The following is a 19,450-nucleotide window of genomic DNA, read 5'->3' on the forward strand; positions in this document are numbered from 1 at the left end:
GATTTGCTCTGTGCCCTCCGCCTCGCGTTCGACGCGCGCGGCGGCCTCCACCCTTTCACCTGGAAATGCACATGAACGACATTATTTCAATCGGAGACATGCACGTGCGTGTGGCGGGCCACGGCCCGGCGCTCGTCTTTTGCCACGGCTACACCACGACCGGCGAGTTCTGGCGCCAGCAGGTGGGCGCGTTCTCGCGTGACCACCGATTGGTGGTGCCCGATCTGCCTGGCCATGGCCGCTCGGCATCACCGCGCTCACGCCGCTACACGATCGACGCGTTCGTGAACGACCTCGTGCTGCTGTTCGACAAGCTGCGTCTCGATGATGCCATCCTCGTGGGGCTGTCGATGGGCGGCACGATCGCCCAGCGTTTCGCGCTCGCGCACCCAAGCCGTTTGCGCGCGCTGGTGCTGGTGGGCGCCACGCCGCACGGTCTCGGCCCCGACGTCAGCGTGAAGAATGTCCTCAAGGCCATCGATAGCCTCGGCGTTGCCGCGGCGAGCCAGGCGGTGATCGACCGCTCGTTCGGCTCCGCCGCCTCGGCCGAGCTGCTGGCGTTTGCGCGCGAACAGGTGGCGCAGACGCCGGAATTCGTCGCTCGCGAGGCCATCGTCTCGCTCAATGAAGCCGACAGCCGCGCGCAGCTCGCGCGCCTGGCATTGCCGACGCTCGTCGTCTGCGGCGAGGAGGATGCCATCACGCCGCCGGCGGAGTCGCATGCGCTTGCCGCCGGCATTCCCGGCGCGATACTGCAGCTGGTGCCCAGCGCCGCGCACTTCCCGATGCTCGAGCAGCCCGAGCGCTTCAATGCGATCCTGCGCGACTTCATCGCTCGCATCGACAACCGGAGCGGCGCTTGACGCCCGCCCGCCATACATCAAGGAGTATGGACATGACGACAACAGTCGACTCATCCCCCGCAACGCCCGAGCGTTCGCGTGAAACGCGCCGTGTGGTCTTCGCCGCGGCACTTGGCACCGTGTTCGAGTGGTATGACTTCTTCATCTACGGCAGCCTCGCCGTGTTCTTCGGCGGGCTGTTCTTTCCCAAGGGCAATGAGTCGGCGGCCATCCTCGCGTCGCTCGCGACCTTCGGCGCAGGCTTCGTGCTGAGGCCCTTCGGTGCGATCGTCTTCGGGCGACTGGGCGATCTGGTCGGGCGCAAGAAAACCTTCCTGGTGACGATGATGATCATGGGCGTCGCCACCGCCACCATTGGGTTCCTCCCCACGTTTGAGACCATCGGCTGGGCTGCACCCGCAATCCTGGTGCTGCTGCGTCTTGTGCAGGGCTTGGCGATCGGTGGCGAGTTCGGCGGCGCGGTCACCTACATCGCTGAGCATTCCGATCCGCGGCGCAGGGGCTTCATGACCAGCTGGCTGCAGATCACCGGCACCATCGGGCTGCTCGTCTCCCTGGGCGTGATCATGTTGCTGCGCTCGTCGATGTCCGTCGAGTCCTTCGCGATGTGGGGATGGCGCGTACCGTTCCTGTTGTCGATCGGGCTGCTGGCGTATTCGCTCTATGTTCGCATGCGGCTGGAGGAGTCGCCTGTGTTCCTCGAGATGAAGGCGCACGGCAGGGGCTCGCGAAACCCGGTCAAGGACACCTTCGGCGACCCGCGGACCCTGCGCATCGTGTTGGTGACGATCTTCGGCGCAGTGGCCGGCCAGGCGGTGATCTGGTACACCGCGCACTTCTACAGCCTGCAGTTCCTTACCGCCACGCTCAAGCTGCCGCCGCAATCCGCCTACGCCTACCTCACGATCGCCCTGGTGCTGGCCACGCCATTCTTCGTGCTCTTCGGCTGGCTGTCCGACCTCATCGGGCGCAAGTGGATCATGTTGACCGGTTGCCTGCTCTCCGCGATCCTGTTCATGCCGCTCTTCCAGGGCATGGCCAAGTACGGCAACCCCGCCCAGCAGGAGTTCCGCGCCAGCACCCAGGTCGTCATCGAAGGCGGTGACTGCCGCGAGGACCAGTCCTTCGTAGGCCAGCTGTTCCAGCCGAAGGCGACCAAGCCTTGCACGCGCGCCCGCTCGTTTCTGGCGGCGCAAGGCGTGCCGTACACGCTGCGGCAGCAGGCGGGCGAGTTGCGGTTCGTGGTGGGCGAAACGACGCTGACCGGTTTCGATGAAGCGGCGCTGCGCCGCGTGCTGGTCGAGCGCGGAATGCCGCTCACAGCCGATCCGGCGCGTGTCGATGCACCCATGGTCGTGCTGATGCTGTTCGTGCTGGTCCTGCTCGCGACCATGGTGTACGGGCCGATGGGCGCGTTCCTCGTCGAGCAGTTTCCGACGCAGGTGCGCTACAGCGGTGTTTCTGTAGCTCTGCAGTTCGGCAATGGCTGGATCGGAGGCTTCGCGCCTTTCATCGCTACCGCGATGGTCGTGAGCAGCGGCGACATCTTCCGCGGCCTCGTCTACACGATTGCCGTATCGCTGCTCACGCTGGTTGTAGGGGCGATCTGCATCCGTGACCGCCGGGGGCTCGATATGCGCGAGCCGATTGCAGCGACGGAGACGCTGCCCCCCGCCGCGGCACTCGCTGCGTCGGGACGGTAGTGCGAACGGGCATGGCTCCCGCCAAGATCCCCGTCACGATCGTCACAGGATTTCTCGGGGCGGGCAAGACCACGCTCGTGAACCACCTGCTGGCGCAGCGCAGCGGCACCTACATTGGCATCATCGTCAACGAATTCGGCGAGGTCGGCATCGACGGGCAGCTGATAGTCGCAGATGACCAGCCGTTGATCGAGATCACCAACGGCTGCGTCTGCTGCACGGTGCGCAAGGACCTGACGGAGGCGGTGAACGAACTGCTGCAACGGGCTGAACGCCCGGTCGAGCGGCTGATCATCGAAACCTCCGGCCTGGCCGATCCAGCACCGGTGCTGCAGAGCTTTCTCGCCGATGCGGCCCTGTTGCAGCGGGTGGAGCTCGAGTCGGTGGTTACCGTAGCCGATGCGCACCACATCCTGCTCCACGTCGACGATGACATCGTGCGCGAGCAGATCGCCTTCGCCGACGTCGTCGTGCTCAACAAGGTCGAGACTGCCAGCCCGCAAGAGCTGGAACGGCTCGAGCGCGAGCTGCGCCGGCTGAATCCGGTCGCGTATCTCATCCGCACGGAACGCGCACAGGTTCCGGCGGCGGAGCTGCTGGGCGCGAAGCGTTTCTCGCTGCCACACGTGCTGTCGATCGAGCCCGATTTGCTGGACGGCGAGGCGCATGACCACGAGCACGACACCTCGATCAGCTCGTGCTGCATGGAAACCGACGGCGCGATCGACCCGGAGCGGTTCAGCCGCTGGATGAACCGGCTGGTCCAGAGCGAAGGCGCACAGCTGATGCGCACGAAGGGCGTGCTTCACTTCAACGGCGAGGCGCGCCAATTCCACTGTCACAGCGTGCACATGCTGCTCGATGCGCGCCCTGGGCGGCGGTGGGGCCCCGACGAGCCGCGCCGCAGCAAGCTGGTCTTCATCGGGCGGGAACTGGCAGTCGACGCCTTGCGCGAGGGCTTCCTCGGATGCTTGGCGATTCAACCTAAATGGATGCCGGCTCCTGCCTTCGAATCTGAAACGGAGCACCCATGAAACTCCAGCATGCGCTGGGCGGCCTCGAGAACCTCGGGCCTGTCAACCTCGAACCCCGAGTCTTCGTGCAGGACTGGGAGAAGCGCATCTTCGGCATCCACACCGTGATGATGGCCGAGAGCGCCCACCTCGCCGATGCATTGCCGAAGTACGCCATGGCCACCTTGCCGTCCACGTTCAAGGACACCTGGACCTGGGCCTCGCTGCGCACCGGTGCCGAGGGCATGCAGCCCTTCGAGTACTTCAAGTTCCGCTACTACGAGAAATGGCTGATGGGCATCAGCCAGTTCTTCGTCGACAAGGGTTACATCACCGCCGATGAGCTGGCCCGGCTGACTGCGCACTACCGCACCCAGCCTGACGCGCCGCTGCCCGAGCGTCCGAGCGAACCGATCAAGCGGCAGGTGGTCGACTACCTGCTGCATGGCGACTCCAGCCTGCGGCCGCTGCCGCATGCACCGCGGTTCACGGCCGGCCAGATGGTGCGCGTGGCTGACCCCGCGGCGGCCGACCACACGCGGCTACCCGGCTATCTGCGCAACAAGAAGGGCACTGTCCGGGAGGTGTACCCGGGTGCGTTCGAGTATTTCTGTTCGACCGGGCCGGACGGGCTGGAAGGACCGATGCCGGTGTACCGCATCGCGTTCGACGCCCGCGACATCTGGGGCCCCGACCTGTGCGAGCCGAACACGACGATCTACGCCGACCTCTTCGAGGTCTACCTGCAATCCCCAACGCCCGAGGAAGAGAAAACGCCATGAGCAGCGATCTGTTCAAGTACAACGACGAGCGCGAAGCGGCGAGTGCAGCGAAGGTGCGCGCGCTGGAGGCCCTGCTGATCGAGAAAGGCGTGATCGGCAGCGACTCGGTCGATGCAGTGCTCGATCATTTCGAGAAGATCGCGGGACCGTTCAACGGCGCGCGCATCGTTGCGCGGGCATGGGTCGATCCCGCCTACAAGCAGCGCCTGCTCGCCGACACGCCCCAGGCCATCGCCGAACTTCAGCTGCCATTGGGCATGGAAGGCGCCGAGGGTGAGCACATGGCCGCGGTGGCCAACAGTCCGGGTGTGCACAACCTGATCATCTGCACGCTGTGTTCTTGCTATCCGTGGCCGGTGCTTGGGCTGCCGCCGTACTGGTACAAGGATCCGGTGTTCCGCGCCCGTGGCGTGCGCGAGCCGCGCGCGGTCTTGCGCGAGTTCGGCGTACCGGTGAGCGAGCACACCCAAGTCAAGGTATGGGACAGCAGCGCGCAGATCCGCTGGTTCGTCGTGCCCGAGCGGCCGGCCAACACCGACGGCTTCAGCGAAGAGCAACTGGCTGCGCTGGTCACGCCGGAGGCGATGATGGGCGTCGCGCTGGTAGCGCCGCCTGCAGCGACCTGAGGCGGGGGCCATGTTCACTCGCTTCGAGGAATATGCGGCTTCTCAGATGTTGGGTCATGCCGACTCGCCGCCGCGCAGCCAGGGCAAGTTGTTCTTTGCAGAGGCCTGGCAGCGCCAGCTCTTCGGGTTGACGCTGGCCGTGGCCAAGCAGGGCCACTTCGACTGGGAGGACTTCCGCCAGCATCTAATTGAATCGATCGGCGATTGGGAACGGCTCGACTGCGCAGCGCAGCCGCCCTGGGACTACTACGAGCGGTTCTTCGGCGCGCTGCTGCAGGTTCTGGAGCGGCAGCAGGTGGTCACCGAAAGCGAACTGGCCCGGGTCTTGGCCGATCGGCCGGTGCGGAGCAGTGAATGAGCGCCGAGTGGCTGTCCTTTTCGGGGCTGGTCCTGATGTTCGTGCTGGGCCTGCGGCACGGGTTGGACCCCGACCACATCGCCTGCATCGATGGCCTGACCTGGCGCGCACTCAATCATTCGCATGCCCATGCAGGTTGCATCGGGACCTTGTTCGCGCTCGGTCACGGCCTGCTGGTCACGCTGATCGCGGTGGTCGTCAGCAAGCTGGCGCTGCACTTCGATCCCCCGGGCCTTGTGGTGACCGTTTTCGGATGGATTCCAACCTTGCTGCTGATCGTGGTCGGTTGCCTCAATCTGCGCCTGCTGCTGCGCAGTGACAAGGCCTACGTGCCGACCGGCTGGAAAATGAGCCTGATCCCTGCGCGCTTGCGGCAACAGACGAGTGCCTGGTCGGTGGTGGTCATTGGCGTGCTGTTCGCCACCGTCTTCGACACCGCCACACAGGCGGCAGCCTGGGGCTACGTCGCCAGCAACAAGAACGGCGGTGCATGGGCTGCCTTGCTCGCAGGGATGACCTTTACGGCAGGGATGATGGTGACCGATACGCTGGACGGCCGGATCATCTGCCGAATCGGCCGAGGCATCGAAAATCCGGAGGCAGGGCGCCGCGTGCGCCGGACACTGGGCTGGCTCATCGTTGCCATCTCATTCGGCGTAGCCGTCTACAACGTGGCCAAGGTGTTGTTGCCGGAAGTCGAACTCGACGACATGGCGTTTTCATTCGCCGGCGCTGCGCTGGTTGTTGTCATGCTGGGCATCTGGGCGTGGAGTGCCAGGCGCGCACGCAGTGCGCAAGCGGCCGTCATGCCCGGCCTTCGGGAAGACGCGCCCCCAACACCCCTTCCTTCGCGGACCTCCTGATGTCGCCCCGCAGCGTACGTCGGTGAACCGACAGCTGCCGGCACGCGGCGCGGCTGCGGTCGGGTGGCCACGAGTGCCTCTCTGCCCAGCGCTTCCATTTTCTTCTTCTCCGGTTCTCCCATGGTCAAACACATTGCATTCCCGGGCGTCGTCGTTCTGGTGGTCAGCACCTCGACGCTGGCGCAGGTGAGCCTGCAAGCCGTTGAGGTGACAGCCACGCAGCAGGATCAGTCTCCATCGTTGCAGGCAACGCCTGCGGTGGGCAGCAGGCTCGGGCTGACCGTGCGCGAGACGCCGGCCTCGGCCGAGGTGATCACGCAGGAAATGATGGAAAGGCGCGGTGCGCGGACTTTCGAGGAGGCGCTGCGCGGCAGCGTGGGCATGACCGCAGGCGGTGCGCCCGGCTCGCCATCGGCAGCCTCCACCCGCGGGTTCACCGGTAGTTTCATCACCTACCTGTTCGACGGCGATCGGGTCGCAGTGGCTTCGATGGTGAGCCGGCCACAGGACACCTGGAATTACGAGCGCATCGAACTGCTGAAAGGCCCGGCCTCGGTGCTGTATGGCGAAGGCGCGATCGGCGCCGCCGTCAACTTCGTGACCAAACGGCCCGACCGCAACAATCCGGGTGCCGAGGCCATGCAGTCCTATGGCAGCTTCGGCACTGCCCGTACCGGTGTCGGGCTGGGCGTGAACGTCGGCGAGTCGAGCGCTTTTCGCCTGGACTACAGCCACCAGCAGACCGACGGCCACGTCGATCGCAACAAGCAGCGCTACGACAACCTCACGATGGGTTTCACCACAGCATTGACCCGCGACCTGACGTTCGACCTGACGATGGACTATGCCAACGACAGCGCACGGTCGTACCAGGGAACCCCACTGGTGCCGCGCACCTATGCGTTGCAGCCGACCGACATCGTCAGCGACTCGACCGGCCGGGTGGTCGATCGCAGCATCGCATTTCGCAACTACAACGTCGACGATGCGCAGATGAGCGCGCACAGCCTCTGGACGCGCACCAAGCTGACCTGGCAGATCGCGCCGGAATGGAAGCTGCGCAACGAACTGTCCTACTACACAGCGGATCGGGCCTGGCGCAACTCGGAGTCCTACGCCTTTGCCGCGCCCCAGCGCATCGTGCGCGACCTGGTCGGCATCACGCACGACCACCAGATCCTGACCGACCGGCTCGATCTCACCAATACGTCGTCCGTTGCCGGAATGAAGAACAAGTTTGTCGCGGGCCTCGAGTACACAAAGACCGACTTCTCTTCCAATCGTGATTTCTCGAACGGCTCCACCGCGGCCAACAATGCATTGTCGGTCGGCGAATTTGCCACCTTTCCGGGCAGCTACGCTGCCTTCGCCGCCAACCCTCCACTCTACGCCGGTGCCGGCAACCGCAGCATCTTCAACGCACAGATCCCGACCAGCTCGCTCTTCCTGGAAGACGCCCTGTCCGTCAGCGACCGATGGACCATCGTGGGGGGCTTGCGGCAGGACTACGTCAAGCTTGATCGCCAGAGCCTGGATCTGAACACCCGCGCCCTCACGTCGTTCACCCAGAAGTACAAGCCGACATCAGGACGCCTGGGCGTCGTTTTCGCCATCGACCCCGACACTTCGGTCTATGCGCAGTACACCAACGCGAGCGCGCCCGTCGGCACGGGCAACTTGCTGCTGCTCTCGGCCGCCAACGGTGCCTTCAGCCTTTCGAAGGGCAGGCAGCTCGAGGTCGGCCTCAAGCAGTCGGCTTTCGATCGGCGGCTCGACTACACGGTGGCGGCTTACAAGATCGAACTCGACAACGTGCTGTCGCGCGATTTCAGCAACTCGACGCTCACCGTCAACAGCGGCAAGCAGTCCGCGCACGGGATCGAGTTCGCTGCGGCCTGGAAGGCCACGCGTGACCTGACGCTGAGTGGCAATCTGGCATGGGTCGATGCGCAGTTCGACCAGCTCATCGAGGCCGGCAACGTTTCGCGGGCCGGCAATACGCCACCGAACGTGCCGAAGACGGTGGCCAACCTCTGGGCCGACTACAAGGTGCCCGGATGGCCGGTGCGAGTTGGTGCGGGCGTCAACCGAACCGGCTACTCCTACGCCAACAACGCCAACACGCTGCGCATGAACGGGTTCACCATCGCGACGGCTTATGCGACCTGGACGTTGCCGAAGGGCGAGCTCACGTTTCGTGTGCGCAACCTGACGGACAAGCTCTACGCCTACTGGAGTGGCGCGAACGCGAACAACCAGGTCATGGTCGGTGCACCGCGCAGCTTCGAAGTCAGCTATCGGGCCGCCTTCTGATGATGGCATGAAGCGGGTCTTGATCTTCATCCACAAATGGCTCGGCATCTCGCTGGCGCTACTGTTTCTGATGTGGTTCCTCAGCGGCCTCGTGTTGTACTACGTGCCGTTCCCGAATCTGACGCAGGCAGAGCGCCGCGCGGGACTGCAGCCCCTGAAACAGGCTGTCGGCTGTTGCCTGACCGCCGAGGAAGCCGCAAGGCGAGCCGGCGTCGCGTTCACCGAAGCGCGCCTCGGCATGGCCGACCAGGAGGTGCCGGTTTGGCGCCTGCTGGTCGATGCCGGCGAGCAGCACACCCCGCAGTGGCAAGCCCTCGACGCCCGTACCGGTGCCATGAAGGCGCCGCTGACATCCGTAGAGGCCATGAAGGTTGCCGAGTCCTTCAGCGGGCGGCGAGCGGTGCTGGCCGAGGGGCTGGAGCGTGACCAATGGACCGTTCCGCAAGGCTTGAACCCCTACCGTCCACTTTTCAAAGTCAGTCTCGATGGCGACGACGGTCTCGAACTGTATGCGTCGAGCGCCGCCGCCGAAGTGGTGCTTGACACGCGTCGTGCCGAACGGTTCTGGAACTGGGTCGGCGCCGTGCCGCACTGGATCTATCCGACCGTACTGCGGCAGTTCCCGAAGGCGTGGAACCAGGTGGTTGTCTGGCTGTCGATCCCGGGCGTGCTGCTGGCCGGAACCGGACTGGTGTTGGGAGTCTGGCAGCTGTTCCTCAACAGAACCCGCTGGATTCCCTATCGCAAGTTGTGGATGCGTTGGCACCACATTGCCGGCCTCGTCGCCGCGGTGTTCACGCTCACCTGGATTTTCTCGGGTTTGATGTCGATGAATCCATACGGGGTGTTCTCGTCACGGGGAGCCTCGGCCTCTGAGCGGGAACACTGGCTCGGCGCCGACGGGAAGGCCCTTGTCAGTCCGCAGGCTGCCTTGGCGGCAGTACGGTCGCGGGAAGCCGGTGCACAGCCGCTGGAACTTGAACGGATTCGTGTCGACGGGCAAGTCTGGTACCGCCTCGAAGGCATGCAACGGCGGTGGTGGGTGCGGGCGGACGTTGCCGGCGTCGCGCCGGCGGTGGAATTGGCGCTGCCAGACGGGTTGATGGCGGGCGCTCTGCGGCGCCTGCGCGGTGTCGATCACCTCCCTTCGAATGTGACGCGGATGGATCGCTACGACGATGTCTACTATGCGAAGAATCCGGCCTCGGCGGAAGCGCTGGACACCCGGCCATTGCCTGTCTGGCGCGCTCATTGGCCAGACGGCGTTGACCTTTATGCCGATGCCACTTCGGGCAAGCTGCTTTTGCGGGCCGACCCATCGGGGCGGTGGCAGCGGGTGCTGTACCAGGGATTGCACAGTCTTGATTTCGAGCCGCTGCGCGAACGGCCATGGTTGCGCGAAGCGCTGGTGCTGCTCTTCTCCTTTCTCGGCATCGCGCTGTGCGTCACGTCGTGCGTGATTGGATGGCGCGCTCTGTCGCCCGAGGCGGAAAGCGGACGACGCAATGGAATCGCTCGTTAAAGAGGAGACACGGCTTCGAGCTGATGCAGTTCGAGGGTGCACATTCGGAAATCGGTCTGCATATGCGAGGCGCGATGCCTCCGGGTAAAGCGGATCAGTTCTGCTTTGCCCAGTGGTCCAGCCGCGGGGCCACTCCAACCAACAACGCTGCCCTATGTCATCCCGATGCAGTTTGAGCAGGACGGGCTTGCCAATCAACCAAAGCAAGCCAACTCATGAGCTCGGCTAGGGGTACGGATTCCAAGGGCAATGTCAAGTCGACGATCGCGATGCTGGGAGAAAAATCGATGCCCCGTACTTCTATCCCGATCTAGCGAGCTCTCTTCAGGATCTCCAGCGTGGCGGACGTCTCAGGCGTACGCCCAGCCACGCCTCAATGTCTGTGATGGCGCCTCGCCAAATCGCCGTCGATACGCCCCGGCAAAGTCGCCGAGATGGGCGAAGCCGTACTCGAGGGCGATGTCGGCAACGCGAATTCCGCCACGGCTTGGCTTTTGCAGCGCGCCCCGCGCCGCTTCCATCCGCCTTTCCCGCAGCCACGTCATCGGCCCCACGCCGTGGCAAGACTGAAAGGCGGCGAACAGCGTGCGGCGCGACACGCCGCATTCGACGCAAAGGTCGTCCACCGAAACGTGGGCTCGCAGCCGACGCAGCATCAGCTCCTCCGCCTGCCTGACAATCCGCGGCGAAGCCGTGCAGGTCGCGCGTGCGTCGAGCGTGGACTGCTGATTGTGGGCATGCTGGGTGAGCAGAAGCGATGCCAGAGCGTCCGCCAGCGATGCTTGCGCGAATTGCCGCGCCTTGCCGGATGGCGGGAGCGCCGACGCCACACCGGCAAGGGCGACAATGCCGTGCCACGCCTGGCTCAGCTGCGGTCGCGTGGGCAGGGGCGTTTCGAAAATTAAGGGCGCCATCAGCGGCCGGCCGGTCAGGCCCTGCCAGGCATCTGCAATCAATGAGCTATCAACGCGGATCAGCAGTTGGTCATATCCCTCGTGCACTTCCATTGAGAAGGTGCGAACTGGACTGAAAACGCCTGGACTCTGCGCAACCAGTTGGTGCAATTCACCGCCTTGGCGTACTTGCGCTGCTCCTCGAGTCGGCAGGCTGATCAGGTAGTAGCCCTGCAAGGTCTGTGACAGAGGTTCGAGTGAAACACGCGCTCCCCAGCGTGTGCGGTTGAATGACACAGGCCCCATCGGAACGCAGTCGAGCGTGCCATGGAACACATCGTCACGCCGCAGCCGCTGAAGCCGGCATTCGCCAAAAAAGGGCGCGGTTTGCAGGGGTGATTCGTCAACATCATGGCTATCCGCCACACGATGGCCCCGCAGCCATGTGCCTCCATGGTCGAACTCAACGGAAGGGAACGGCGTCATGGGGATCACTGGAACGGACGATGGCCCAGCAGCGCGTGATTCATAAGAGGGAAATCCCGGGTCGGCGATTTGCACGCAATCCGCTGAATTGCACTGAGGCGATAGCGCCGATGCCGCACACCACCGATGCTGCGGAACCTCATAAACGGATACATCGCGATGCTTCTTTCTCGACGCGCCATCGTCTCATCTGCCCTCGCAGCCTCGGGCGCGGCCCTGGCCGGCTGCACTGGAACGCAGGCAGAATCGGCGCCCGCGCCCGCGCTCAAAAGCCCTTTCCTGCTGGTTCACGGCGCCTGGCATGGCGCCTGGTGCTGGGGCAAGATCAATCCACTGCTGGCTGCCGCCGGCCACGCGGTGCTGGCGATCGACTTGCCGGGGCACGGCCTCAATGCGGCATTTCCGGCGGCGTTCGACATTCAGCCCCGCACGTCGGCACTGGCGACTGAATTCTCACCGATCGCGGGTATCACGCTGGCCGACTACGCTCGGGCCGTGGCCGATGCCGTCGACTCCCTGCTGGCCGCCGGCTTCCCGGCGCCGATCGTCGTGGGTCACAGCATGGGTGGCGGCGCAATCCATGCTGCCTCCGAACTGCTGGGCCCCGGCAAGATAGCGCGCCTGGTCTACGTCGCGGCCTTCATGCCCAAGGACGGCCAACCGATGGTGGCATTCCCCCCTGATGCGCAGGCACCGCCGTCGCTTTTGACGCCGCTGCTGCGCAGCGATCCTGGTGTCACCGGCGCCCTGCGACTCGACCCCGCATCCACGGACGCTAGTTATCGCGCGGGGCTCATCAACCTGTTTTACGGGCAAGTGGACGCAGTAACAGCGCGCGCCGCTCTCAATCTGCTGTCGCCGGATATTCCTATAGGTGCGATGGTCTCGCCAATCGCGACGTCGGTGCAGCGCTGGGGAGCCATCCCCCGTACATATATCCGGACCAGCGCGGACAACACCATCCCGCCGGCGCTCCAGGACCTGATGGTGGCGCAGGCAGACACCGCGACGCCTGCTAACAAGACGCAGGTGCTGCGGCTGGACTCGGATCACAGTCCATTCCTGTCCATGCCGCAGCAGTTGGTTCGAGCTCTGCTCTCGCTGGCTTGAAGAGGAGGCGCAAATGCATCATGGGGTCATCAATGCCTACAATGAGATGTTGACCGTCATCCAGATCAGATTGCATAGGAGCGTTTGCCTTGGGACATTCGCAGGCCGAAAAGGCGCAAAGTCGAGAGCGGATCCTGAGGGAGGCCGCCGACCAGATTCGAGAAGGCGGACTTGAGTCGGTGAGCGTGGGCAAGCTCATGAAGAGCGTGAATCTCACGCATGGCGGCTTCTACGGCCATTTTGCATCTCGCGCGGACTTGCTCGCCCAGGCCCTCAGGCGAGCCCTGGTTGATGGCGTACGTCGATCGGCGGCGAGGGAGAAATCAGCGCGTCCGACCGGCTTCGCCGGCTTCGTCAGCGACTATCTGAGCCCCAGCCATCGGGACTCGCGCAGCACTGGATGCGCAGTGTCGGCGTTGATCTCCGATGTCGGACGCGCCGACGCCCAGTCCAGGGCGGTCATGTCAGGCTCTATCGAGGACTATATTGCCGCCGCTCGGCGCCACCTTGACGACAACGACGATTCCAGAGCGATGTTGACCGTCAGCGCCATGGTTGGCGCTCTGGCCCTGTCGCGGGTGATGGCAGACCCGGCCCGTTCGGACGACTTGCTCCGCAGCGTGCGCGAGCAGTTGGTGGCGTTCAACGAGCCCAATGAGCGGACGCGCTCAGGCAACCAGGACCAAACCTGAGTCGCGGCACGGGCGGTACGCGTTCCCCTCGGCGCGTGCTCAGCAACTGCGGAACATGTCAGGTCCTCGCGCCCGACGGTGAGCGCTCGCAGGTTTTCGTCGCGAGTGGTGGAACTCAAATTGCATGAGTGCTGAGCGCAGTGCCTGAGCGCGGGGTGCTGACCGACACGCCTATTCAGCTTATGTGAGCTCCCACCCCGGCTACAAGCAGCTCCCATCTGTGGGCCGACCTTTGTGGCTCAGGTTGTTTATCGGAGTGATCTCATTCGGGCCCGACCTGTCTGGCCCACTTCGCGCGCGGTCGCTTGCGCTCCTTCAAAGCGTAATCCCGCCGCGCGAGCAATGCGCGCGTGCCACGCTTTGGCGGGCATGCCCGTCGTCCAGGGCCAAGTACCGCCCAGACCGTTCGAGCCATTTGTTCCCGGCGGCTGCAACAGCCACGCTGCACGGTCGCCGCTCCAGTAATGGACCAGCCAGGGCCATGCCGTCGCGTTCTGATTGATGCATCCCGTCTCCGGGTAAACCAGTGCAGGTGAAACATCTTTTGGCGAAGCAATGCGGTAGACAGGATGATGATCGTCATGCAGAATGGGGCATGAACAGCGGATGGTGTCGGCAGTCGCCGGCCCCACAGCCCGCTGGACGAACAACTGCGCCACCGCTTGTCGGCGCACCATGGAGACAGCGCGATGGCCGAGGTGCGGATCTTTTCCTACTTGCCCAATCCTCGTGTGTGGAAGGCAGTCATCGCCGCGCGCATCGGCGGCGTCGATTTGGAGGTGCGGGGCGCTGCGGGCGGCGAACTCGTGGACTGGCTCTGGGATTTCGACGCCCGCCCGTTAAGCGAAGTGTCCGCCGAAGCACGCGCCGCCGCTGAGCGTATAGGCCGCATCGGGTTCAAGGGCCGCAAGCTCTACAAGACCGACGCCTTTCTTGTAGCTCAGCCGTTTGGGACAGTCCCCGCGGCTTTCAGCGGGGACGGGCAGGTCGGCATCTTCGAGTCCAACAGCATCATGCGCGCAGTCGCCCGCTAGGCGGAGCGGAGCGGGCTATATGGCCACGATCCATTCGAGGCGTCGCGGATAGACAGCTTTCTGGATGTCAGTCTGGTGTTCGGTCGCGATGCGCAAATCTACCTCCTCGCCATGCAAGGCTCCAAACTTTCAGCGGACGTCCATGCTCGCGCCGACGAGGCGTTCACGACCTACATGGCCGGCATCGACAGGGCCTTGGAGCCGGCCCGCCAGACCCTTGTCGGCGAGAGGGTGAGCTTGGCCGACATCTGCTTCGCCTGTGAACTAGCCGTTTTCCACAATGAACTGGGCCGTAGCGAGGCCCTGAAAGCGCTCGGCAAGGCGCCGTTCCTGGGCAACGCCCGAGAGCGGTTTCCCCGCGCCATGGCGCATTTCGACCGCCTCGCGACTGATCCGGCCTTCGCGCCGGAGTTCGGCCCCTATCTCGCCAAGTTCGCAACCGAGCGCGGAGCCGGCCGCGGACTATGAACATCATTCACAACTACGGATTGCACCAAAGGAACCCCAAATGAAAACGATTGACTTCTACTTTGACTATCGCAGCCCCTACAGCTTCCTTGCACTGTCTCAGGTCCGGAAGATGGATGTCGAGATCGCCTTCCATCCATTCGAAATTGGGGCACTTATGAAAGCGGTGGGTAACGTGCCGACGAGCATCACCTGCGCACCCAAAGGACGCTACGTGATGACGGACATGGGCCGATGGGCTGCCCACTATGGGGTTCCACTCAACCGGCATCCCCAGGGCTCGGAGATCGACGCCAGCCGCCTGTTGCGCGCCACGCTGGTGGCCGGGCAAATGGGCGCGATGCCCGCGGCGGTGGACGCGATCTTCAACGCGTTTTGGTCAACTCCCGCGCCACTGGGGACGGCGGCCGAGGTCGCGGCCCTGCTGGGCACCGCGGGGCTCGACGCTGAGGCGCTTGAAGGGCGGATGGACTCGCCGGCCGCGCAGGCCCTCCTGGACGAGGCAACCGCCGGGGCGGCGTCGCGTGGCGTGTTCGGCGCGCCGACCCTGTTCGTGGGGGACGATATGTTCTTCGGCAACGACCGCCTGCACTTCGTGCAAGCTCGCCTGGAGCAGGTCGCATGAGGCCACTTGTCATCATCACCGGCGTAGGGCCGGGCACCGGCTCGGCAATGGTCCGGCGGTTCCACGATGGCGGCTACCAGGTGGCCATGCTCGCGCGCACGGTCGAGCGCTTGACCGATCTCGAGAGCGAACTTCCAAACGCTTTTGCGGTCCCCTGCGATGTGGCCGACCCTGCTGCGCTAGCGGCCGCCCTCGATGCCATCGAGCAACGTGCAGGCGTCCCAAAGGTGGTGATCCACAACGCCGTGGGTGGTGCCTTCGGCAACTTCCTCGACATCGAGCCGCAAGTTCTCCTGCAGAATTTCCAGATCAATGTCATGGCCCTGCTGCACCTGGCGCGGTGGGCGGCGCCGCGGATGGAGGCAGCAGGGGGCGGCGCCTTGCTGGTAACAGGCAACACCTCGGCCGTCCGTGGCAAGGCCGGTTTTGCCGGCTTTGCGCCAAGCAAGGCGGCGCAGCGCATTCTGGCCGAGTCCATCGCCCGCGAGATGGGGCCCCGGGGCGTGCACGTGTCTTTCATGATGATCGACGCGATCATCGACGTGTCTTGGACCCGCGCGCGGTGGGCGGACAAGCCGGATGACTTTTTCATCAAGCCATCCGACATCGCCGAAGAGGTCTGGCACGTCACCCACCAGCCGCGTTCGGCCTGGTCGTTCCTGACGGAAGTGCGGCCCTTCCGCGAGTCCTGGTGATCAGAGGCGTTCAGCTTCAATGAAACCGCCTTCGTCCAACTTACGAGACACCCCCATGCCGCTGCAACTCCGCTCCATCGTCCGCGCCGGCGGCGAGCTTGAACTCTCGCTCGCCGAGGTGCCGATGCCCGAACCGAAAGCCGACGAGGTGCTCGTGCGCATCGACGCGGCCCCGTTGAACCCGTCGGACCTGATGGTGCTATTTGGCATGGCCGACATGTCGACCGCGAGGGCCTCCGGCACGGCCGACCGCCCGGTCGTCACCGCCACCGTGCCGCCGCGCATGCTGCCGGCCGTGGCGGGCCGTCTGGACGAGTCCGTGCCGGTCGGCTACGAAGGCGCCGGCGTCGTGGTCGGCGCCGGGAGTTCACCGGCCGCGCAGGCGTTGCTCGGCAAGACTGTGGGCGTGATCGGCGGCGCGATGTACTCGCAGTACTGCGCGGTCAACGTCGCGCAGTGCCTGCCGCTGCCCGAAGGAACATCGGCCGCGGAGGGCGCCTCGTGGTTCGTCAATCCGCTCACCTCCCTAGGCATGACCGAGACGATGAAGCGAGAAGGCCACACCGCGCTGGTCCACACCGCGGCCGCGTCGAACCTGGGGCAGATGCTCAACAAGGTCTGCCTGAAAGACGGGATCGGCCTCGTCAACATCGTACGCAAGCCCGAGCACGAGACGCTGCTGCGCGAACTCGGCGCGAAATTCGTCTGCAATAGCACGTCGCCGACCTTCATGGAAGACCTGACGAACGCGCTGGCCGCAACCGGCGCGACGCTGGCCTTCGACGCGATCGGGGGCGGCAAGCTGGCCGGCCAGATCCTCATGGCGATGGAAGCGGCCGTGAACCGCAATGCGAAGGAATACAACCGCTACGGCTCGGCCGTGCACAAGCAGGTCTACATCTACGGCAGCCTCGATCGGGGGGCGACGGAATTCACCCGCGGCTTCGGCATGTCGTGGGGCATGGGCGGCTGGTTGCTATTCCAGTTTCTGCAGAAGGTCGGCGCGGCCGAGGCCGAGCGGCTGAAGCAGCGCGTGGCATCCGAACTCAAGACAACCTTTGCAAGCCACTACACGTGCGAGGTGTCGATGGGCGAGGCGCTGCAGCTCGACGCCATCGCGGCCTACAGCAAGGCGTCGACCGGCGAGAAGTACCTCGTCAATCCGAACAAGGATCGGGGCTGACCGAGTCAGCATTTTGCGACATCTGGTGTCGATCTAAAACTAAGGAATCATGTCCATGAGCAACCGAACCCAATTTGAAGTACGCGCGGTGTCGCCGTCCTACTGGAAGGTGACCTTCGAGAACGGCCCGATCAACCTCATCGATCCGGACACCATCGATCAGCTTGGCGATCTGGTGACCCGCATCGAGCAGGACCCCGATCTGACCGTCGTCGTGTTCCAGAGTGCCAACCCCGACTTCTTCATGGCACACTTCGACCTCAAGTCCGACATCCAGCGCGTCTACACTACGGCGCCGGGCCCCACCGGGCTCCTCCCCCACCCGGACACCCTTCTGCGCCTCAGCAGGGTCCCGGCCCTCACTATCTCGGCTATCAACGGCCGCGTCCGAGGAGCGGGAAGTGAGTTCGTCCTGCACACGGACATCCGCTTCGCCGGGCCCAACGCCATCCTGGGGCAGCCCGAGGTGGGCTTCGGCGCCGTACCCGGCGGCAACCCGATGGGGCGACTGGCCGAGTTGGTGGGCCGAGGTCGCGCGATGGAGATCGTGGTGGGAGGAGACGACTTCCCGGGCAAGCTCGCCGCCGAATACGGCTACGTCAACCGCGTTCTTCCCGAGGGCGAGCTGGACGACTTCGTCGACACCTTCGCCCGCCGCATCGCCGGCTTTAGCAAGGCCGGGGTCGCCGGCACGAAGGAGTTCGTCGACGCGGCCACCGCAATCCCGGCGGGGGACTACGCAGCCGCTATGGCCGCCTTCAGGCGCACGGCGGGTCGTCCGGAGAACGCAGATCACGTGCGCAGCCTCTTCGAACGCGGCTTGCAGCAGCCTAAGGGAGTCGAACTCGACCTCGGCAAGCAAGTCGCTGAGAAGTTCTGAGCCGCGCGGCCGGAGCCGTCAAGTTAACCGGAAATACTGTTGTTCGGGCTCGCAGCTGGCTCTACGTCACGCGGAAAAGCCCAGCAAAATCAGCCGCAGACCGGCGGCCAAATCCGGCTTTTGACCCATCAACTTGGGCTCGACCCGTCTAACCCAAAGCTACTTCGGCTGTGGCCGGGTCCGGCATTAACCTCAACCTGATCATCGCCGGATCACTGGTAGGCAGTTCGCGTGCGATTCTTGGTGCGATGCACCGCTCGTTCTTCAACATGATTCAGGGCGTCTTCGGCGGCGACGCCGCTGCGGCGACCGCGACCGGCGGCGCCGAAGCCCGTCACTCGGCAACGCCGAGACGGAGGTGATCGTATCGGGGTACGGTCTGGCGGATGCGCGCGCGCAGCACGCGGTGAAAGCTCGTGGCCAAACTCACCGAGAGAGTCGTGACGATGAAGTACGCGATCCACCCAATGGCCTGGCGTATGCCGGACCACTTGAACGTGCTGCTGCTGGCTTAGGCCAAGGTGCAGTCCGACCAGCTCCTCGAGGCAGTGCGCGATCACTCGCCCCCTGTCCGAGAGTAGCCGTCTTCGACGGTTGGACTGATCTCGTTCTCCCCCGATTGGTGGATATTCTTCTCGACGTCGGCTCGCGGCTAGAGGCATAGGCCAAGAATTTCGTTGCGTTCTCGTAGTTCTTGGTCCCCTTGAGGATGACCCACGAGTCATACTGCAAAATTCGTTGGTTGTAGGTGTAGTGGCGATCACGCGGCCATTCCAGGCGCTCGCCATGGACACCTCCCGGTCCAGCAGCAACTGTGGGGCTTCAGCGCCGTTGTTCCACCACTTGATGATGTCCGGCTTCAGTTTGTCCAAGCTCTTGAAAGCGCGGTCCCAGCCGAGTGGTACAGCTTGTCTGGTGCACACCGGTATCTTTCCGGGGTTCGATACCGGGGCACTACCGTCGGAATGCGTGGTGCATCCTGCATATCCGCACGTCGGCGATCAAACTGCAGACCGAGTGGGTGCTGGCGCGGCTGGATGCCGCGCCGCGAAGTGCCGGTAGCGACCTTGCCCACGTGGCGAAGGCTTAGGTTTTCTTGACGGATTTGACCGACTTTGCGGTTTTCGATGAGGTCTGGCGCGCGCACTTCCCGACTGCGCCGGCCAAGTCCGTGGTCAAGGCGTCGCCGCTGCCGGTGCAAGACGTAAGGATCGCGGTTGAAGTGCTTGCACTGACGGCCTGAGCGACATGGTCTCCGATGAAAGAGAAATCATCGGAGACCGTGCCGCTCAACTCACTTGCCTGCTATTGAGGCGTGACCTTTCGTTCGGACTGGGCCAA

19 protein-coding genes and 1 pseudogene are annotated in these 19,450 nt (G+C 64.4%); 19 read left to right on the forward strand and 1 reads right to left on the reverse strand.

The features are described from left to right. Positions 1 to 71 precede the first annotated feature (71 nt). The 9 genes from ACSQ86_RS33830 to ACSQ86_RS33870 all read left to right on the forward strand — a co-directional run bounded on the left by ACSQ86_RS33830 (position 72) and on the right by ACSQ86_RS33870 (position 10,043). On the forward strand, positions 72 to 863 hold the full coding sequence (locus tag ACSQ86_RS33830; protein WP_436310604.1) for an alpha/beta fold hydrolase: 792 nt from the start codon (positions 72 to 74) through the stop codon (positions 861 to 863). A 32-nt stretch (positions 864 to 895) separates the two neighbouring features. Further along, entirely contained in the window at positions 896 to 2,566 is a 1,671-nt protein-coding gene (locus ACSQ86_RS33835) for an MFS transporter (RefSeq protein ID WP_436310605.1), read from the forward strand. Between the two features lie 11 nt (positions 2,567 to 2,577). Continuing rightward, positions 2,578 to 3,600: a CobW family GTP-binding protein gene (locus ACSQ86_RS33840; protein WP_436310606.1), complete on the forward strand. Its 1,023-nt coding sequence runs from the start codon at positions 2,578 to 2,580 to the stop codon at positions 3,598 to 3,600. Beyond that, on the forward strand, positions 3,597 to 4,361 hold the full coding sequence (gene nthB, locus ACSQ86_RS33845; RefSeq protein ID WP_436297717.1) for a nitrile hydratase subunit beta: 765 nt from the start codon (positions 3,597 to 3,599) through the stop codon (positions 4,359 to 4,361). The genes ACSQ86_RS33840 and nthB overlap by 4 nt, the downstream gene beginning before the upstream one ends. Continuing rightward, positions 4,358 to 4,987 carry a nitrile hydratase subunit alpha gene (gene nthA / locus ACSQ86_RS33850; RefSeq protein WP_436297718.1) on the forward strand — a complete coding sequence of 210 codons (630 nt, stop codon included), beginning with the start codon at positions 4,358 to 4,360 and terminating at the stop codon, positions 4,985 to 4,987. Before nthB ends, nthA begins: the two co-directional genes overlap by 4 nt. 10 nt (positions 4,988 to 4,997) lie before the next feature. Then, positions 4,998 to 5,345 carry a nitrile hydratase accessory protein gene (locus ACSQ86_RS33855; RefSeq protein ID WP_436297719.1) on the forward strand — a complete coding sequence of 116 codons (348 nt, stop codon included), beginning with the start codon at positions 4,998 to 5,000 and terminating at the stop codon, positions 5,343 to 5,345. Then, entirely contained in the window at positions 5,342 to 6,208 is an 867-nt protein-coding gene (locus ACSQ86_RS33860; RefSeq protein WP_436297720.1) for a hypothetical protein, read from the forward strand. The genes ACSQ86_RS33855 and ACSQ86_RS33860 overlap by 4 nt, the downstream gene beginning before the upstream one ends. Positions 6,209 to 6,328: 120 nt before the next feature. Further along, entirely contained in the window at positions 6,329 to 8,521 is a 2,193-nt protein-coding gene (locus ACSQ86_RS33865; RefSeq protein WP_436310607.1) for a TonB-dependent receptor, read from the forward strand. Positions 8,522 to 8,540: 19 nt separating this feature from the next. After that, positions 8,541 to 10,043 carry a PepSY domain-containing protein gene (locus ACSQ86_RS33870; protein WP_436310608.1) on the forward strand — a complete coding sequence of 501 codons (1,503 nt, stop codon included), beginning with the start codon at positions 8,541 to 8,543 and terminating at the stop codon, positions 10,041 to 10,043. A gap of 350 nt (positions 10,044 to 10,393) precedes the next feature. Here ACSQ86_RS33870 and ACSQ86_RS33875 read toward each other — a convergent pair whose 3' ends face one another. Then, on the reverse strand, positions 10,394 to 11,422 hold the full coding sequence (locus ACSQ86_RS33875; protein ID WP_436310609.1) for an AraC family transcriptional regulator: 1,029 nt from the start codon (positions 11,420 to 11,422) through the stop codon (positions 10,394 to 10,396). 126 nt (positions 11,423 to 11,548) lie between these two features. Here ACSQ86_RS33875 and ACSQ86_RS33880 point away from each other — a divergent pair, with 126 nt between their 5' ends. The 10 genes and pseudogenes from ACSQ86_RS33880 (at position 11,549) to ACSQ86_RS33925 (ending at position 19,352) form a co-directional block, all read left to right on the forward strand. Continuing rightward, on the forward strand, positions 11,549 to 12,532 hold the full coding sequence (locus tag ACSQ86_RS33880) for an alpha/beta fold hydrolase (protein WP_436310610.1): 984 nt from the start codon (positions 11,549 to 11,551) through the stop codon (positions 12,530 to 12,532). 89 nt (positions 12,533 to 12,621) lie between these two features. Next, complete coding sequence (locus tag ACSQ86_RS33885) at positions 12,622 to 13,224, forward strand: TetR/AcrR family transcriptional regulator (protein ID WP_436310611.1); 603 nt, start codon at positions 12,622 to 12,624, stop codon at positions 13,222 to 13,224. Between the two features lie 689 nt (positions 13,225 to 13,913). Further along, positions 13,914 to 14,258, forward strand: coding sequence for a hypothetical protein (locus tag ACSQ86_RS33890; protein WP_436310612.1), 345 nt, complete (start codon positions 13,914 to 13,916; stop codon positions 14,256 to 14,258). A 75-nt stretch (positions 14,259 to 14,333) separates the two neighbouring features. Further along, positions 14,334 to 14,726 carry a glutathione binding-like protein gene (locus tag ACSQ86_RS33895; protein WP_436310613.1) on the forward strand — a complete coding sequence of 131 codons (393 nt, stop codon included), beginning with the start codon at positions 14,334 to 14,336 and terminating at the stop codon, positions 14,724 to 14,726. Between the two features lie 40 nt (positions 14,727 to 14,766). Then, positions 14,767 to 15,351, forward strand: coding sequence for a 2-hydroxychromene-2-carboxylate isomerase (locus tag ACSQ86_RS33900; RefSeq protein WP_436306846.1), 585 nt, complete (start codon positions 14,767 to 14,769; stop codon positions 15,349 to 15,351). Continuing rightward, positions 15,348 to 16,046 carry an SDR family NAD(P)-dependent oxidoreductase gene (locus ACSQ86_RS33905; RefSeq protein ID WP_436306845.1) on the forward strand — a complete coding sequence of 233 codons (699 nt, stop codon included), beginning with the start codon at positions 15,348 to 15,350 and terminating at the stop codon, positions 16,044 to 16,046. Before ACSQ86_RS33900 ends, ACSQ86_RS33905 begins: the two co-directional genes overlap by 4 nt. Positions 16,047 to 16,101: 55 nt before the next feature. Continuing rightward, a complete protein-coding gene (locus tag ACSQ86_RS33910) occupies positions 16,102 to 17,229 on the forward strand; it encodes a zinc-binding dehydrogenase (protein ID WP_436310614.1) in 1,128 nt (375 codons plus the stop codon). 55 nt (positions 17,230 to 17,284) lie between these two features. Further along, positions 17,285 to 18,109 carry an enoyl-CoA hydratase/isomerase family protein gene (locus ACSQ86_RS33915; RefSeq protein WP_436310615.1) on the forward strand — a complete coding sequence of 275 codons (825 nt, stop codon included), beginning with the start codon at positions 17,285 to 17,287 and terminating at the stop codon, positions 18,107 to 18,109. 167 nt (positions 18,110 to 18,276) lie between these two features. Then, positions 18,277 to 18,615: pseudogene (locus ACSQ86_RS33920) on the forward strand (NAD(P)(+) transhydrogenase (Re/Si-specific) subunit beta); the annotation flags it as partial. A gap of 590 nt (positions 18,616 to 19,205) precedes the next feature. Further along, on the forward strand, positions 19,206 to 19,352 hold the full coding sequence (locus ACSQ86_RS33925; RefSeq protein WP_436310616.1) for a hypothetical protein: 147 nt from the start codon (positions 19,206 to 19,208) through the stop codon (positions 19,350 to 19,352). Positions 19,353 to 19,450 lie beyond the last annotated feature (98 nt).

The sequence above is a fragment of the Variovorax sp. LjRoot130 genome (genome assembly GCF_964253755.1).
Taxonomy (GTDB): Bacteria; Pseudomonadota; Gammaproteobacteria; order Burkholderiales; family Burkholderiaceae_C; genus Variovorax.

Excerpts from the sequence above, each read along its gene's own strand:
- ACSQ86_RS33830 (WP_436310604.1), top strand. The coding sequence starts at position 72 with ATGAACGACATTATTTCAATCGGAGACATGCACGTGCGTGTGGCGGGC.
- ACSQ86_RS33835 (WP_436310605.1), top strand. The coding sequence starts at position 896 with ATGACGACAACAGTCGACTCATCCCCCGCAACGCCCGAGCGTTCGCGT.
- ACSQ86_RS33840 (WP_436310606.1), top strand. The coding sequence starts at position 2,578 with ATGGCTCCCGCCAAGATCCCCGTCACGATCGTCACAGGATTTCTCGGG.
- nthB (WP_436297717.1), top strand. The coding sequence starts at position 3,597 with ATGAAACTCCAGCATGCGCTGGGCGGCCTCGAGAACCTCGGGCCTGTC.
- nthA (WP_436297718.1), top strand. The coding sequence starts at position 4,358 with ATGAGCAGCGATCTGTTCAAGTACAACGACGAGCGCGAAGCGGCGAGT.
- ACSQ86_RS33855 (WP_436297719.1), top strand. The coding sequence starts at position 4,998 with ATGTTCACTCGCTTCGAGGAATATGCGGCTTCTCAGATGTTGGGTCAT.
- ACSQ86_RS33860 (WP_436297720.1), top strand. The coding sequence starts at position 5,342 with ATGAGCGCCGAGTGGCTGTCCTTTTCGGGGCTGGTCCTGATGTTCGTG.
- ACSQ86_RS33865 (WP_436310607.1), top strand. The coding sequence starts at position 6,329 with ATGGTCAAACACATTGCATTCCCGGGCGTCGTCGTTCTGGTGGTCAGC.
- ACSQ86_RS33875 (WP_436310609.1), bottom strand. The coding sequence starts at position 11,422 with ATGACGCCGTTCCCTTCCGTTGAGTTCGACCATGGAGGCACATGGCTG.
- ACSQ86_RS33880 (WP_436310610.1), top strand. The coding sequence starts at position 11,549 with ATGCTGCGGAACCTCATAAACGGATACATCGCGATGCTTCTTTCTCGA.
- ACSQ86_RS33890 (WP_436310612.1), top strand. The coding sequence starts at position 13,914 with ATGGCCGAGGTGCGGATCTTTTCCTACTTGCCCAATCCTCGTGTGTGG.
- ACSQ86_RS33900 (WP_436306846.1), top strand. The coding sequence starts at position 14,767 with ATGAAAACGATTGACTTCTACTTTGACTATCGCAGCCCCTACAGCTTC.
- ACSQ86_RS33905 (WP_436306845.1), top strand. The coding sequence starts at position 15,348 with ATGAGGCCACTTGTCATCATCACCGGCGTAGGGCCGGGCACCGGCTCG.
- ACSQ86_RS33910 (WP_436310614.1), top strand. The coding sequence starts at position 16,102 with ATGCCGCTGCAACTCCGCTCCATCGTCCGCGCCGGCGGCGAGCTTGAA.
- ACSQ86_RS33915 (WP_436310615.1), top strand. The coding sequence starts at position 17,285 with ATGAGCAACCGAACCCAATTTGAAGTACGCGCGGTGTCGCCGTCCTAC.